General features: G+C 62.7%; 8 protein-coding genes. 7 read left to right on the top strand and 1 reads right to left on the bottom strand.

From position 1 onward, the window contains the following. Positions 1 to 3 precede the first annotated feature (3 nt). The 7 genes from nirB to ACR0FC_RS14485 all read left to right on the top strand — a co-directional run bounded on the left by nirB (position 4) and on the right by ACR0FC_RS14485 (position 11,235). Positions 4 to 2,439: a nitrite reductase large subunit NirB gene (nirB, locus tag ACR0FC_RS14515; protein ID WP_170341972.1), complete on the top strand. Its 2,436-nt coding sequence runs from the start codon at positions 4 to 6 to the stop codon at positions 2,437 to 2,439. Then, complete coding sequence (gene nirD / locus ACR0FC_RS14510) at positions 2,436 to 2,768, top strand: nitrite reductase small subunit NirD (protein WP_093963084.1); 333 nt, start codon at positions 2,436 to 2,438, stop codon at positions 2,766 to 2,768. Before nirB ends, nirD begins: the two co-directional genes overlap by 4 nt. Then, positions 2,768 to 5,428: a nitrate reductase gene (locus ACR0FC_RS14505; protein WP_170341970.1), complete on the top strand. Its 2,661-nt coding sequence runs from the start codon at positions 2,768 to 2,770 to the stop codon at positions 5,426 to 5,428. The genes nirD and ACR0FC_RS14505 overlap by 1 nt, the downstream gene beginning before the upstream one ends. Positions 5,429 to 5,655: 227 nt before the next feature. Beyond that, positions 5,656 to 7,755, top strand: coding sequence for a hydantoinase/oxoprolinase family protein (locus ACR0FC_RS14500; RefSeq protein WP_170341968.1), 2,100 nt, complete (start codon positions 5,656 to 5,658; stop codon positions 7,753 to 7,755). Continuing rightward, positions 7,752 to 9,401: a hydantoinase B/oxoprolinase family protein gene (locus ACR0FC_RS14495; RefSeq protein WP_170341967.1), complete on the top strand. Its 1,650-nt coding sequence runs from the start codon at positions 7,752 to 7,754 to the stop codon at positions 9,399 to 9,401. Before ACR0FC_RS14500 ends, ACR0FC_RS14495 begins: the two co-directional genes overlap by 4 nt. Then, positions 9,398 to 10,480 carry a pyridoxal phosphate-dependent aminotransferase gene (locus tag ACR0FC_RS14490; RefSeq protein ID WP_170341965.1) on the top strand — a complete coding sequence of 361 codons (1,083 nt, stop codon included), beginning with the start codon at positions 9,398 to 9,400 and terminating at the stop codon, positions 10,478 to 10,480. The genes ACR0FC_RS14495 and ACR0FC_RS14490 overlap by 4 nt, the downstream gene beginning before the upstream one ends. Beyond that, complete coding sequence (locus ACR0FC_RS14485) at positions 10,477 to 11,235, top strand: maleate cis-trans isomerase family protein (RefSeq protein WP_170341963.1); 759 nt, start codon at positions 10,477 to 10,479, stop codon at positions 11,233 to 11,235. The genes ACR0FC_RS14490 and ACR0FC_RS14485 overlap by 4 nt, the downstream gene beginning before the upstream one ends. A gap of 51 nt (positions 11,236 to 11,286) precedes the next feature. Here the strand turns inward: ACR0FC_RS14485 and ACR0FC_RS14480 are convergent, their stop codons facing one another. Next, positions 11,287 to 14,163: an ATP-binding protein gene (locus tag ACR0FC_RS14480; RefSeq protein ID WP_170341961.1), complete on the bottom strand. Its 2,877-nt coding sequence runs from the start codon at positions 14,161 to 14,163 to the stop codon at positions 11,287 to 11,289. Between the last annotated feature and the right edge of the window lie 105 nt (positions 14,164 to 14,268).

Raw genomic sequence — 14,268 nt, 5'->3', positions numbered from 1 at the left:
CCCATGAAACAGAAACTTGTCGTGATCGGTGCCGGGATGGCGTCGGGCCGCGTGCTTGAACATCTGACCGAGACCGCGCCGGATGCGTTCGACATCACCCTGTTCAACGCCGAACCGCGCGGAAACTACAACCGCATTATGCTCAGCCCGGTTCTTTCGGGCGATAAGACCTATGAGGACATCGTCACCCATGACGGCGACTGGTACGCGCAGCGGGGCATCGCCTGCCGCTTTGGCGAGCATGTGGTGAAGATCGACCGCGAGATGAAGGTGGTCGAGGGCGAAAACGGTCATGTGCCCTATGACAAGCTGCTGATCGCCACCGGCTCGGCCCCGTTCATCATTCCGGTTCCGGGCAAGGACCTGCCCGGCGTCATCACCTATCGCGATCTGGACGACACCAACGCGATGATCGACGCGGCCGCCAAGGGTGGCAACGCGGTGGTGATCGGCGGCGGGCTTCTGGGGCTCGAGGCCGCGGCGGGGCTGGCCGAGCGCGGCATGACCGTCACCGTGGTGCACCTGATGGGCCATCTGATGGAACGGCAGCTGGATGAGGCCGCCGGATACCTGCTGCGCAAGGATCTGGAAAGGCGGGGGATCACCGTGCGAACCCAGGCCTCGACCAAGGCCATTCTGGGCGAGGGTCGCGCCGAGGCGGTGCTGCTGGAAAGCGGCGAGACGCTGCCCGCCGACCTGGTGGTGATGGCCGTCGGCATCCGCCCCGAAACCCGGCTGGCCACCGATGCCGGGCTGGACGTTGCCCGCGGGATCGAGGTGAACGCGCAGATGCAAAGCTCGGACCCGGATGTGATGGCCGTGGGCGAATGCGTCGAATTCGACGGCCACCTGTTCGGCCTGGTGGCGCCGCTTTTCGATCAGGCCAAGGTCGTGGCCAATACCCTGCTGGGCCAGCCGGATGCTTTCGTGGTCAAGGAACTGGCCACCAAGCTGAAGGTCACCGGCTGCGACCTGTTCAGCGCCGGAGACTTCGCCGAGGGCGAGGGACGCGATGACATCGTGTTCCGCGACCCGGCGCGCGGGGTCTACAAGCGGCTGGTGATCGAAGACGACCGCCTGATCGGCGCGGTCATGTATGGCGACACCGCCGATGGCAGCTGGTTCTTCGGCCTGATCAAGGACGGCACCGACATCGACGAGATGCGCGACACGCTGATCTTCGGCCCGGCCTATCAGGGAGGCGACACCGCGGACCCTCTCTCAGCCGTTGCAGCATTGCCGCCTGAGGCGGAGATCTGCGGCTGCAACGGCGTATGCAAGGGCACCATCGTCGAGGCGATCGCCGCCGGGGCCACCGATCTGGCCGCCGTGCGCGCCAGCACCAAGGCCAGCGCATCCTGCGGAACGTGCACGGGTCTGGTCGAACAGGTCCTGCAGGTCACGCTTGGCGATGAGTTCCAGATGCCGGCGGCGCAACCGATCTGCGGGTGCACCGATCTGACCCACGAGGACGTGCGCCGCCTGATCAAGGCGCAAGAGTTGAAAAGCCAGGCCGCCGTCTGGCAGGAGTTGGGCTGGAAAACGCCCAATGGCTGCCATGTCTGCCGGCCGGCGATCAACTATTATCTGCTGGCCGACTGGCCGCTGGAATACCGTGATGACCCGCAAAGCCGGTTCGTCAACGAACGCAAACACGCCAACATCCAGAAGGACGGCACCTTCAGCGTCGTGCCCCGCATGTGGGGCGGCATCACCAACCCGGCCGAGCTGCGCGCCATCGCCGACGCGGCCGAGAAATATGACGTGCCCACCGTCAAGGTCACCGGCGGTCAGCGCATCGACCTGCTGGGCGTCAAGGGCGAGGACCTGCCCGCCATCTGGGCCGACCTGAACAAGGCCGGCCTGGTCTCGGGGCACGCTTATTCCAAGGGTTTGCGTACGGTCAAAACCTGTGTCGGCACCGATCACTGCCGCTTCGGAACCCAGGACAGCACCGGCCTTGGCATCAAGCTGGAACAGATCCTGTGGGGCTCGTGGACACCGCACAAGCTCAAGCTCGCGGTCTCGGGTTGCCCGCGCAACTGTGCCGAGGCGACCTGCAAGGATATCGGCGTAGTCTGCGTGGACTCGGGCTATCAGATCGGTATCGGCGGGGCGGCCGGGATGGACGTCAAGGAAACCGAGCTGCTCTGCCAGGTCCCGACCGAGGACGAGGCGATCGAGGTTGTGATGGCCGTCACCCAGGCCTATCGCGAGGGCGGCAAGTATCTGGACCGGTTGTACAAATGGCTGGCCAAGGTCGGCATGGACTGGGTCAGGGCCAATGTGGTCGACGACCTCGAAAACCGTCGGGCATTGGTCGAGCGGTTCGAACTGTCGCAGAGCATCTATCGCAAGGATCCCTGGGCCGAGCATGTGCGCGACAAGGCGCCGAGCTATGCCCCGATTGCAGATTTCACCCTGGAGGCCGCGGAATGAGCTGGATCGACATCGGACATATCGACGACGTGCCGCTGCGGGGCGCCCGTCTGGTGAAAACCCGTCTTGGCTGCATCGCCATCTTCCGCACGGCCGAGGCGGAACTGTTCGCGGCCAGCAATGCCTGCCCCCACAAGGGAGGGCCGCTGTCCGAAGGCATCGTGCATGGCCAGTCGGTGACCTGCCCGCTGCACAATTGGGTGTTCGACCTGAATACGGGCGAGGCCCAAGGCGCGGATGAAGGCCGGATCACCACCTATCCGGTTCGGCTGGAGGGCGGGCGCATCCTGCTGGACGCCCGCGCCGTCACCGAGCGGAGCGCCGCGTGATGGACGGCTCGAACCTGCCCGAGGTGCGATCCACCTGCGCCTATTGCGGCGTGGGCTGCGGCGTGCTGCTGCGCCCGGACGGGGCGGGAGGTCTGACCGTGCGGGGCGACCCGGACCACCCGGCGAATTTCGGACGGTTGTGTTCCAAGGGCACAGCTTTGGGAGAAACGGTCGGGCTGGAGCACCGCCTGCTGACCCCGTGCGCCTTTGGCCGGGACGTGGGCTGGGACGAGGCGCTGCAACTGATGGCCGACCGGTTCCGCGAAACGATCGCGGCGCATGGTCCCGACAGCGTGGCCTTCTATGTCTCGGGGCAGTTGCTGACCGAGGATTACTACGTGGCCAACAAGCTGATGAAGGGCTTCATCGGATCGGCCAATATCGACACCAATTCGCGGCTGTGCATGGCCTCGACCGTGGCCGGGCACAAGCGGGCCTTTGGCACCGACACCGTGCCGGGCACCTACGAGGATCTGGACCAGGCCGATCTGGTGGTGCTGGTAGGGTCGAACCTGGCGTGGTGCCACCCGGTTCTTTATCAGCGGGTTCTGGCGGCCCGGCAGGCGCGCGGGACCCGGATCGTGGTGATCGACCCACGGCGCACCGCCAGCTGCGATCAGGCCGATCTGCATCTGGCGCTGAATCCGGGCAGCGACGTGGCGCTGTTCAACGGGCTGCTGACCGAGATTCATCGGCGCGGGGCCGTGGACCCGGACTTCGTCAAGCAAACCTCGGGTCTGGAAGCCGCTCTGGAAACGGCCGGAAACGACCAGATCTCGGAAACCGGCCTGCCCGCCGAAAAACTCGCCGCCTTTTTCGATCTATGGATCAATACCCCGCGCGTCGTGACGATCTTCAGCCAGGGAGTGAACCAATCCTCCAGCGGGACCGACAAGGTAAACGCCATTCTGAACTGCCATCTGGCCACCGGTCGGATCGGGCGGCCGGGAATGGGCCCGTTCTCGGTCACCGGCCAACCCAACGCGATGGGTGGGCGCGAAGTGGGTGGTCTGGCCAACACGCTGGCTTGCCATCTGGACATCGAAAACGCCGATCATCGCGCCGCGGTTCAGGCGTTTTGGCAATCCCCTTCAATACCGCAGTCTTCGGGGCTGAAGGCCGTGGACATGTTCCGCGCGGTCGAAGATGGGCAGATCAAGGCCCTTTGGATCATCCACACCAACCCGGCGGCAACCATGCCCGAAGCTGACAGGGTCAGCCACGCAATCGCCGCCTGCCCGTTCACGGTCGTCAGTGATCTGACGTTGCACTCCGACACGGCGCGTCTGGCCGACGTCGTGCTGCCGGCCGCCGGGTGGGCCGAAAAGAACGGAACAGTCACGAATTCGGACCGAACCATCAGCCGGCAACGCGCCGTTTTGCAGCCACCGGGCCAAGCGCGCCCGGATTGGGACATCTTGGCCGAAGTTGGCCGCCGCATGGGATGGAAAACCGCGTTCGACTACGCTTCACCGGCCGAAATATTCCGGGAATACGCCGCCATGTCCCAAATCACCGCGCGGTTCGGGAAAGACTTCGACATTTCGGGCTTCTCCGACATTGACGAGGCGGGCTATGCCGAATTGGAGCCCACCCGCTGGCCATTGGATCGCAGGCGCGCAGGTGGAAGATTTTTCGGTGACGGACACTTCTTTCATTCCGACGGGAAGGCCCGGATCGTTCCCGTTGCCCATCGACCTCCGGCAGCCTTGCCCGGACAGCAATATCCCTTTGTGATGAACACCGGACGCACACGGGATCAATGGCACACCATGACCCGGACCGGTCTTTCAGCCCGCCTGTCCGCGCATCTGGCCGAGCCGTTTGTGGACATTCACCCCCAGGACGCCGCCCGCGAGGGGATATCCAGCGCAGACCTTGTCGAAGTCACCAGTCCCTCTGGGCGTGGTATTTTTCGCGCGCGCATCACCCAAGATGTTCGCATCGGTCACGTCTTTGCCCCCATCCATTGGACTGCGGAAACGGCCCCTTCGGGCCGGGTGGACATGCTGGTTCCCGGCACCACTGATCCGATTTCCGGACAACCTGAAAGCAAGGCCACACCCGTTTCGATCTGTGTCATGCAGGCGGCGTGGTACGCCTTTGCCGTCTCCAGGAAACCCCTGACCCCCTCGGTCGCCTACCGCGCGACGGTCCGAACGGACAACGGTTACAGGACAGAGCTGGCTGATCATGCCCGGATACAGGATTGGGAACAAACCGCCCGCGAATGGTTTGCGCTGGCCGATGCGGACGCGGTCACGGCAGGTGATCCGGCCCGAGGGTCTTTCCGCATTGCGTTGTCGCAAGACGGATGCCTGCAAGCGGCACTGTTCGTTTCGCCGCGCCCCCTGCCCTTGATGCGGGACTATCTTGCGACGATGCCGGACATACCACCCGCACAGGTTCTGACCGGCCGCGCGCCCGCAGATGCCAAGGACACCGGACCGATTATCTGCGCCTGTTTTGGCGTCGGGTTGAAGACGATCGTCGACGCGATCTCGTGCGGGAAAGCGATCAGTGTCGACGCTATCGGCGCGGCGTTGAACGCCGGAACAAATTGCGGGTCTTGCCGGCCTGAATTGGGTGCCCTGATCGACCGGTATGCCCCGGATGCCGCCGACAACCTAAGCCTACAGTTGCAGGGAGACGTCGCCTAGGCCGGTCGCATTTCTGTTGACAGGTGATCCCGCGATGGGCAGCATTTTTCCATCGGATCGACAATCAGAGTGACCAAGCCGTGATTGACTGCGCCAAAGACACCCAAGGCCGCCGGGCAACCGGTTGTAACCTCGTCGTCTGACGAGGGACGGATCTTTTGCGCAGTCTCCGGATGCTGAACCAGCATCCCGGAATGATCTGAAACTTCTGCCCATGGCTTCATTTTATGCACAATCACGCTGGGCTTCGGCTGGCCGTCGATATTGGCGGCACCTTTACCGATACCGTTCTGATGGACGGGCAATCCAATATCCTCGCAACGACCAAAACTCCGACGACACCGGACAATCCAACCGCCGGCGCCTTGACTGGTGCAACGCGCGTTCTGGATGACGCCAACGCCAGTTTCTCGCAGGTTTCCGGGTTCATTCACGGCACCACTCTGGCCACCAATGCCCTGATCGAGAGGCGCGGTGCCCCGGTTGCGACAATAACCACCGACGGGTTTCGGGACATACTCGAGATTGGGTATGAACGTCGCTACAGCCAGTATGACATCAATCTGGTCAAGCCCGACCTGCTGGTCCCACGCGCCCGTGCCTTCACGATCGGCGGGCGAATGGATGCCCGTGGTGACGAACTGACACCGCTGGATGTCGCCGGAATGGACGATCTGGTGCGCCAGATTGCGGATAGCGACGCCCAGGCCGTAGCGGTATGCCTGATGCATTCCTATGCCAACCCAAAGCACGAGCTGGCTCTGCGGGACCAGTTGCTCAGCGCGCTCCCCGACCTGGCCATCTCGCTCTCGCACGAAGTCAGCCCCGAGGCGCGCGAATTTGACCGCCTGTGCACCACTATCGCCAACGCCTATATCCAGCCCCAGATGGCCGGGTATATGGCCGAGTTCCAGTTCCGCTTCGCCGCAGAGGGGCTGACCTGTCCCATTCTCATGATGACGGCCGGCGGTGGTATGACAACCCTGGAAACGGCCGCCCGCCTGCCGATCCGATTGGTCGAATCCGGCCCGGCCGGCGGGGCCATCCTTGCCGCACGGATCGCGGCTGAAACCGGTGCGCGCGCCGTAACCAGCTTTGACATGGGCGGGACGACGGCCAAGCTGTGTCTGATTGATGCTTTCCGCCCGCAGACCGCGCGCAGGTTCGAAATCGCAAGGGCCGCGCGCTTCATCAAAGGCTCAGGCATGCCGGTGCGCATCCCCGTGATCGAGATGATCGAAATCGGCGCAGGCGGCGGCTCGATTGCCAGAGTCGACCGGCTAGGTCGCCTGCAGGTTGGCCCCGAAAGTGCCGGCGCACAGCCAGGCCCTGCCGCTTTCGGCAATGGCGGTAGGGCGGCGACCGTGACAGACGCCGATGTGGTGCAGGGCCTGATCGAACCCGGCCGGTTTGCCGAAGGCCGACTGACGATTGACACGGCAGCCGCCGAACAGGCCATCACCGTGGAAATCGGGAGCGCACTGGATTTGGCGCCGGACCTGGCCGCACGTGGTCTCAGCGAAATCGTCGACGAAAGCATGGCCGCCGCAGGTCGGATGCACGCGGTCGAGTCCGGAAAAGAGTTGGCAACCCGAGTGATGATCGCCTTTGGCGGCAATGGGCCATTGCACGCAACGCGAGTGGCCCGGCGGTGTCAGGTCGACCAAATCGTGATCCCGAAGGACCCGGGCGTAGGGTCAGCGGTCGGATTTCTTTATGCCCCGGTCGCCTTCGAAATCGTCCGGTCGCGCTATGCCACTCTGGATCAGCCGGATCTCGACGGTCTCAACGCTTTTTTTGACGAAATGACAGCCGAGGCGCTGACCGTGGTCCGTGCCGGTGCACCTGAAGCCGAGTTGTCGATCCGAAAACAGGCTTTCATGCGGTACCACGGCCAGGGTCATGAGATCGAGATCGCACTTCCGGATCGGGCACTTGGGCCTGCAGACATCGAAACCCTGCGCCGGGATTTCGAATCCGAGTACAGCCGGTTGTTCCGCCGCGCGGTACCGGGAATGTCGATCGAGATTCTCAACTGGTCTGTCGAGATCTCGTCGCCCGCTCCTGCCCTCAGCCGGGTTCCTGACGGAGCCCACCAGCGCACGGTGCGCCCGTGCGGCCATCGACGCATTCTGTGTGATGTCAGCGGGCATTGGTGCGACGCCGGTATCTACGATCGATCCGTGCTTGAACCCGGCGATAGCTTGCGCGGACCGGCGCTGATTACCGAGCCTCAAACCACCACATTCGTCAGCGCGGATTTTCAGGCCAGCGTCGATGGCGGCAGCAATCTCTGGCTCAACCGGATACAGGAGGACGCCGAATGAACACGACGAATACCCGTCTGCAGGTCATGTGGAACCGGCTGCTAGCGGTGGTCGAAGAACAGGGCCAGGCGCTGATCCGCGCCGCCTTTTCTCCGATCGTTCGTGAATGCGGCGACATATCCGCCGGTATTTTTGATGTACGCGGCCGTATGCTGGCCCAGGCCGTTACCGGAACGCCGGGTCATATCAATACGATGGCCGAAGCGGTGAAGACCCTGTGCGGGCGATACTCCCGCTCCGAAATGAAGCCGGGCGACATCTTTCTGACCAACGATCCTTGGATCGCATCCGGCCATTTGAACGATTTCCTGCTGATGATGCCGGTCTTTCATCGTGGCAATGTGGTTGGGTTTACGGCCTGCACCTCGCATCTGGTCGACCTTGGCGGTTTGGGCATGGGTCCCGAAGGCTCGGATATCTTTGATGAGGGGCTCCGTATCCCGCCGTGCAGACTGGTCGACCAAGGTCAGTTGAACGCGCTGCTGATGGATATCGTCAAAGCCAACTCGCGCGAGCCCATCGCCAATGAGGGCGACATCTACGCATTGATCGCGTGCTGCGAAACAGGCGCAGCGCGTCTGGCCGACATGATGGCCGAGTTTGGCATCGACACTTTGGACAGTCTGGCCGATTACATTATCGAAACCTCGCGCCGTGGCACGATCGAGGCCATCTCGGCACTGCCAAAGGGTACTTGGCACAATGTGCTGACCGTCGATGGGTACGAGTGTGAGATCGACTTGCGCGCGGCCCTGACCATTAAGGATGACCGGGTTCTGGTCGACTTTTCGGGCACATCGGGCCTGTCGCGCAAAGGCATCAACGTGCCACTCAACTATGCAACGGCTTACACGGTATTTGCCCTGCGATGCCTCATCGGCCCAGACATCCCCAACAACGCAGGCTCTTTGGCGCCATTCCTCGTGACCGGCCCGCCGGATTGCATTCTGAATGCACAGCCACCCGCTCCGGTGGCCATGCGCCATACGTTGGGACAGATGACCCCGGATCTGGTCTATGGCTGCCTGTCGCAGGCTCTGCCGGACGCCGTGCCGGCCGAAGGCGCCTCGTGCATGTACGACCTGCCTCTGCGCCACGCACCCGAGGCGGTTTCCCGCGGTGGCACGCAGTTTGCACTGGAACTGGTGTTCAGCGGCGGAACCGGCGCCAGGCCAAGCCTGGATGGCCTGTCGGCGACGGCCTTCCCCTCGGGTGTTTGGGGCAGCCAGGTCGAGACAACCGAGGCTGTCGCGCCTGTCCTGATCACACGTCGCGAATTGCGCCAGGACAGCGGTGGCCCCGGTCGCCTCCGCGGCGGATTGGGGCAGGACATCGAAATACGCTCCTCCACCAGCGAGGATTTCATGCTGTTCCTTTCGGTCGAACGCATCGCAAACCCAGCCAAGGGACGGCACGGCGGACTGGCGGGCGCGCCCGGTCGCATCCGTCTCGGCCCCGACGGTGCGGACTTGCCGGGCAAAGGTGAGGTGCGGATTGGCGGCGGCGAAACGCTGATCTTCCAAACTCCGGGCGGCGGCGGATTTGGGCCACCCAATGAAAGGTCACCCGTGGCCGTTCGACAGGATGTGCGGAACGAGCTTGTGAGCGCCCGGGCCGCGCAGCATGTCTATGGGATAAAGCCATGATCCGGCCCGTTTCCCATGTCGCTGCCATGTCGCCCTACGCGTTGGCCCAGCTGGATCCGCCGGCAGGACAGCGCCTTGTTTCGCTATCGCAAAACGAAAGCCTGCGCCCGCCAAGTCCCTTGATCGCACAGGCCGTCGCAGAGGCGGCCGCAAACGGCCACCTCTACCCGGACCCGGACTGGACGGCATTGTGTGCGCGACTGGCCGAGCTTCATGATCTGCCCGAGCAAGGTCTGTTGTGCGGGAACGGGTCGATGGAGTTGATTGCGGGTCTGGCGCAGGCCTTTGCCGGGCCAGACGCCGCCGTTCTTGCTCCTGCGAACGCATACCCGTTTTTTCGTACCGTGGCGCAGTTGGCCCGCGCCCGTTTCGACACCGCCGCCGAGGTGGACGGATGCGTATCCTTCGACGCGCTGCTGGCAGCCGTGCAGCCGGATACTAGGTTGGTATTTGTGGCCAATCCCGGCAACCCGACAGGCACCCGTATCTCCCGCCGCGATCTGCTGCGGCTTCGTGAAGGGTTGCGTGAAAACACCCTGCTTGTGATCGACGAGGCCTATGGCGAGTTCGCCGATGATCTGAACGAGCCGATGTTCGACCTTGTCGCGCGGGGGGACACGGTCGTTCTTCGAACTCTGTCCAAGGCCTACGGGCTGGCCGGATTTCGCGTGGGCTGGGGCCTGTTCCCACCGCAGATCGCGGTCCAGATACGCAAGGTGATGAACCCAAACAATGTGTCGGTGTGCGGACAGGCCGCCGCCTTGGCCGCTCTGAACGATCAGGACTACATGCTCGAGACATGTGCCCTCACTGCCGAGCTGCGCGACCGGTTTGCCAATCGCCTTCGGTCCGCCGGGTACGACGTTCCCAAAAGCCATACCAACTTTCTGCTGATCCGCTTTGCGGACCAATCCACCGCGACCAGAGCCGACAAAGCCCTACGGGAAAAAGGCATATTCCTGAGACCGCAATCCAGCGCGGGACTGGCCAATTGCCTACGTGCCACCATCGGTCAGACTGCAGACCTCGAACTCATGGCCGCAGTTCTGGAACATTGGGCCGAGGAGCTTCAGCCATGACACAGCCAAATTTCCACCCATCCAGAGGCCGGTCCCGTTTCGGCATTCTCGTGCCGTTCACGAACACCAATCTCGAACCCGACATGACGATGCTACGGCCCGAGGGCGTTTCACTGCACTTTGCCCGGATGGGTGGCTATGATCAGGAAGAAATCCCCGATGCTGCCCAAATGCACGGTCTTGGCGCCGCCGATCTGGATGAGCCGCTCAGGCTTTTGCTCGGTGTCCGGCCGGATGTCATTCTTTACGGGTGTACCTCGGCAACGCTGACCCATGGCCCGGCCTTCGATCGCGAACTTGCCGATCGTATCAGGACCAGCAGCGGGGCGCAGACCGTTACGGCCGCGGGCGCCCTGGTGCATGCGCTGCGTACGCTGGGGGCGACACGCATCGGCTTTGCCTCTCCCTATGTCGCAGACATCAATGACTCGGCAATCCGGTTCCTGGCCGAGACTGGCATTTCAACCGTGTCGCGGTCCGAAGTAGCAGGCCAGCTGGACAATTACGGCCAAGGTGCTCTGACCCCACAGGCAGTGTTTGACCTGGGTTTGGCTGCAGACTGCCCCGAGGCCGAGGTGTTGGTTTTGTCCTGTACGGACATGCGCAGCGTGGAAATCATCGACCGGCTTGAAAAAACTGTTGGCAAGCCCGTTGTCACTTCAAATCAGGCGATGGCATTTCAGGCAATGGAAATGGCCGGGATCACCACGCCGCCGGCCGGATTTGGCCGGCTGATGCTGAACCTGCAACGCTGAAGTCGTAGCGCCAGAATGCGCAGTCGTTTCAGCCGAGATTTTTCGGGGTGTTCAAGTCTCAAACGCCCTCAATGCCTTGGATTGCTCGTGCTGGAAATACCCGTTGCGGTCACACAGGTCGTTCAAATCGGATTGCAGTTCCTTGGCCTCCTTCGTTCTGCCTTCCTGCGCCAGAACCTGCACTTCGGCCGACAGCAGCCAGGCGACGAAGGCCTCCATCTCCATGTCCCGCGCCAGTTCGAGACCTCGGTTCAGGACCAGCCGGGCATCCGGAAGTTCACCCAGAACCGACTGCACCCGAGCGAGGGGAGCCGCTGCGAAACAGCACAGAACATCGATTCCAGCATCGTCCGACACGCGCAAGGCGCGACGCAACGCAATGGCGGCGTCAGCCGGTTCGTTTCGCTGCCAGCACCAGATCCCCCGCGCGATCAGCGCAAAACTCAAGTCATAGGCCTTGCCGGTTTCTTCGGCGATCGACAGGACCTCGCGGATACCGGCATCCGCTTCGTCAAACCGATGCATCATGCTGTTGGCGTTGGCACGGGTTGCAAGCCCAAGCACCGAAATCGACCCGGTGGTGCCCGCTTCGGCCACACGGAACACCGTCTGGAACAGGTCCGCATGTTGATCAATCGCCGACCGTGCGGCCGCGAAGTTACCGTGAAACCACGCAGCCTGGGCCAGCGCAAAGGCCGCGTTTGCCTGCAGGCGCGGATCTTCGGCGTCGGTTGCGCTCCGCAGCGCGCGCTCAGACACCTCCATAGCTTGCCGCACATCCGCCAGGATCGTCAGCATGATCGCCTGGTCGACCTGAAACGCAACGCGCGCGGATGTGTCCCCCAACGCATCGGACAAGGCTTCCGCCTCGCGTGAGATGGTCAGGATACGGTTGAAGTTCCCGCTGGCCACCAGCGAAACGCGCAGACCGCGCCGGGCGCGTAGCCCGAGGTCAACAGCCACCTGAGTGCCGGTCCGCTTTTGAACTTGGTCGATGCACCGCAGGGCGTTTTCGAAATATGAGACGGCGGCCTCAAACGAAAACAGCTTGATCGACAGCTCGCCGCACCGCGTATAGGCCTCGGCAGCCTCCAGCCATAACTCGCCCTTGTCCGCGTGACGGGCGATGGACTGTGCCACGTCCAGATCGTCGGATGTGCCGCGGCTCAGCAGAGTTTCATAGATCGCACGGTGCAGCCTTGCGCGGCGCTGGCGGGGAATACTGCGATACCCAACCTTCTGCACCAACGCATGGCTGAACCGCAGCTGCTGACCGTCCTGAGATTCCGGCAGCTCAAGAAAACCGCGTTCTACCAATGTCGAAATCTGGGTTTTGGCGTCGAAGCCCAGCCGTTGAAGCGTGTCGGCCAGAACACCCCACGTCCACTGCAACCCGCCGACGGCAACCAGCTGCAGAGCTTTGCGGTCCTCGCTTTGCAGTGCATCAATCCGGGATGCGATCAACGGTTGAACCCGGGCGGGGATCTCAATGTCGCCCAGGCTGTCCATCGCTCCGTCCTTGAACCCGGCTTGCGACATGCGGTCCCGCATGTGGTGGGCAAATTCTTCAACGAAAAGCGGTGTGCGGCCGCTCATGGCTTCGATGTATGAGCCCAGCTGACCATCGATGTCGCTCTGGCCCAGCAAGCGCGTGATCAGGTCCTTGCAGGCCGCCTCGCCCAGCGGGGCGACCGGAACGACCTTGAGCAAACCCATCGGGTCGTTCGTGAACAGGTTCGCGTTGCGCGAGGTCAGAAGGATCAGAACATTCGTTCCCCGCACCTGACCCAGCAGGTTGTCGATGACGTCCAGAGTGCCCTGGTCGGCCCAATGCAAATCCTCGAACAACAGAAGCAGGGGCTTGTCCTGCTTCATCGACAGAACCAGCCGCGACAGCATCTGGTTCAATTGCCTCCGTCGGCGAGACGGGTCTACAGCCGACAGTGCCGGTTCCATTTGGAAACGGCTGAACAGCGAATACAGGGCCGATCGGGTATGCGCATCCAGGAACTTGGTCCCGCCCAGAACGTCGGACAGCTTTTGGTCCAGTTCTGCATCGGATTTGGTGTCCGACAGTCCCAAACGGGCATTGATCACGCGGGTGATCGGCAGATACGCAGCTTCCTGATCCAGCGAAAAGCAGTTGAACTCCAGAACCTGGTGCGCGCCCAGAGGCCAGTTCTCGACCAACTCATGCAGCAGCCGAGATTTGCCAACGCCAGCCGCCCCCAACAACAGAACCGAGTTGCCCTTGCCGTCGCGCGCCTGGTTCCACGCCGCAACAAGCTCGGCCAGTTCCCTTTCGCGTCCGACAAATGGCGAACGTTCGCGGCGCGCCCGCGCCATCCAGCGCGACACCTGTTCTTTGCGGCCGGTGATTTCGAACAGTTTGATCGGACCCGCACCCCCGTCCAGCTCGAGATCGCCCACATGGGTATGGTCGAACAGATCGCCGGCATTCTCCAAAACCTGACCGGAAACCGTGACCACGTTCTTTCTGGCTGCGGCCTCGATCTTGCTGGCGATGTTCATGACCGGTCCTAGAAAGGCCTGCTCTTCCCCGAGGGTGTGTTGCAACTGGCCCACCAGCAATTCGCCGGAATGAACGCCAACCCGCACATCCAACTGCCGATCGTCCAGCTTGCCGATGCGTTCGATGATCCGCTGGGCGCTGGCTATTGCCTTGACCGCGTGATCCTCGTCCGCGTTCGGTGATCCAAAAACCGCGAGCGCTCCATCGCCGGTGAACAATGTCGTTGCGCCGAAATTTTCGCAGATCGACATGATCAGTTCGATGGCAGGGCCCAGATGGCTGACGGCGTCTTCGGGATCCAAACTGCCGATCATCATGGTCGAACGAACAATGTCGGCGAACAGAACCGTGCACATTCTGCGCTCGGTCGGTTCGATCTGGACCTGTTTCCTCATGTTCAAGCGCCCCCCGACTGCCCGAGTACAGTATGTCGCTGATCCCGGCCTTTTTCCAGACACCACGCAAGGGTGGCGCGGACCATCCACGGCATTGATATTGAG

The sequence above is a fragment of the Ruegeria sp. BB9 genome (assembly GCF_056539345.1).
Note: the sequence above shows the minus strand (reverse complement) of the source record. Positions and strands in the feature narration are given on the sequence as shown.

Coding starts and splice junctions, on each gene's coding strand:
- nirB (WP_170341972.1), top strand. CDS start 4: ATGAAACAGAAACTTGTCGTGATCGGTGCCGGGATGGCGTCGGGCCGC.
- nirD (WP_093963084.1), top strand. CDS start 2,436: ATGAGCTGGATCGACATCGGACATATCGACGACGTGCCGCTGCGGGGC.
- ACR0FC_RS14505 (WP_170341970.1), top strand. CDS start 2,768: ATGGACGGCTCGAACCTGCCCGAGGTGCGATCCACCTGCGCCTATTGC.
- ACR0FC_RS14500 (WP_170341968.1), top strand. CDS start 5,656: ATGCACAATCACGCTGGGCTTCGGCTGGCCGTCGATATTGGCGGCACC.
- ACR0FC_RS14495 (WP_170341967.1), top strand. CDS start 7,752: ATGAACACGACGAATACCCGTCTGCAGGTCATGTGGAACCGGCTGCTA.
- ACR0FC_RS14490 (WP_170341965.1), top strand. CDS start 9,398: ATGATCCGGCCCGTTTCCCATGTCGCTGCCATGTCGCCCTACGCGTTG.
- ACR0FC_RS14485 (WP_170341963.1), top strand. CDS start 10,477: ATGACACAGCCAAATTTCCACCCATCCAGAGGCCGGTCCCGTTTCGGC.
- ACR0FC_RS14480 (WP_170341961.1), bottom strand. CDS start 14,163: ATGAGGAAACAGGTCCAGATCGAACCGACCGAGCGCAGAATGTGCACG.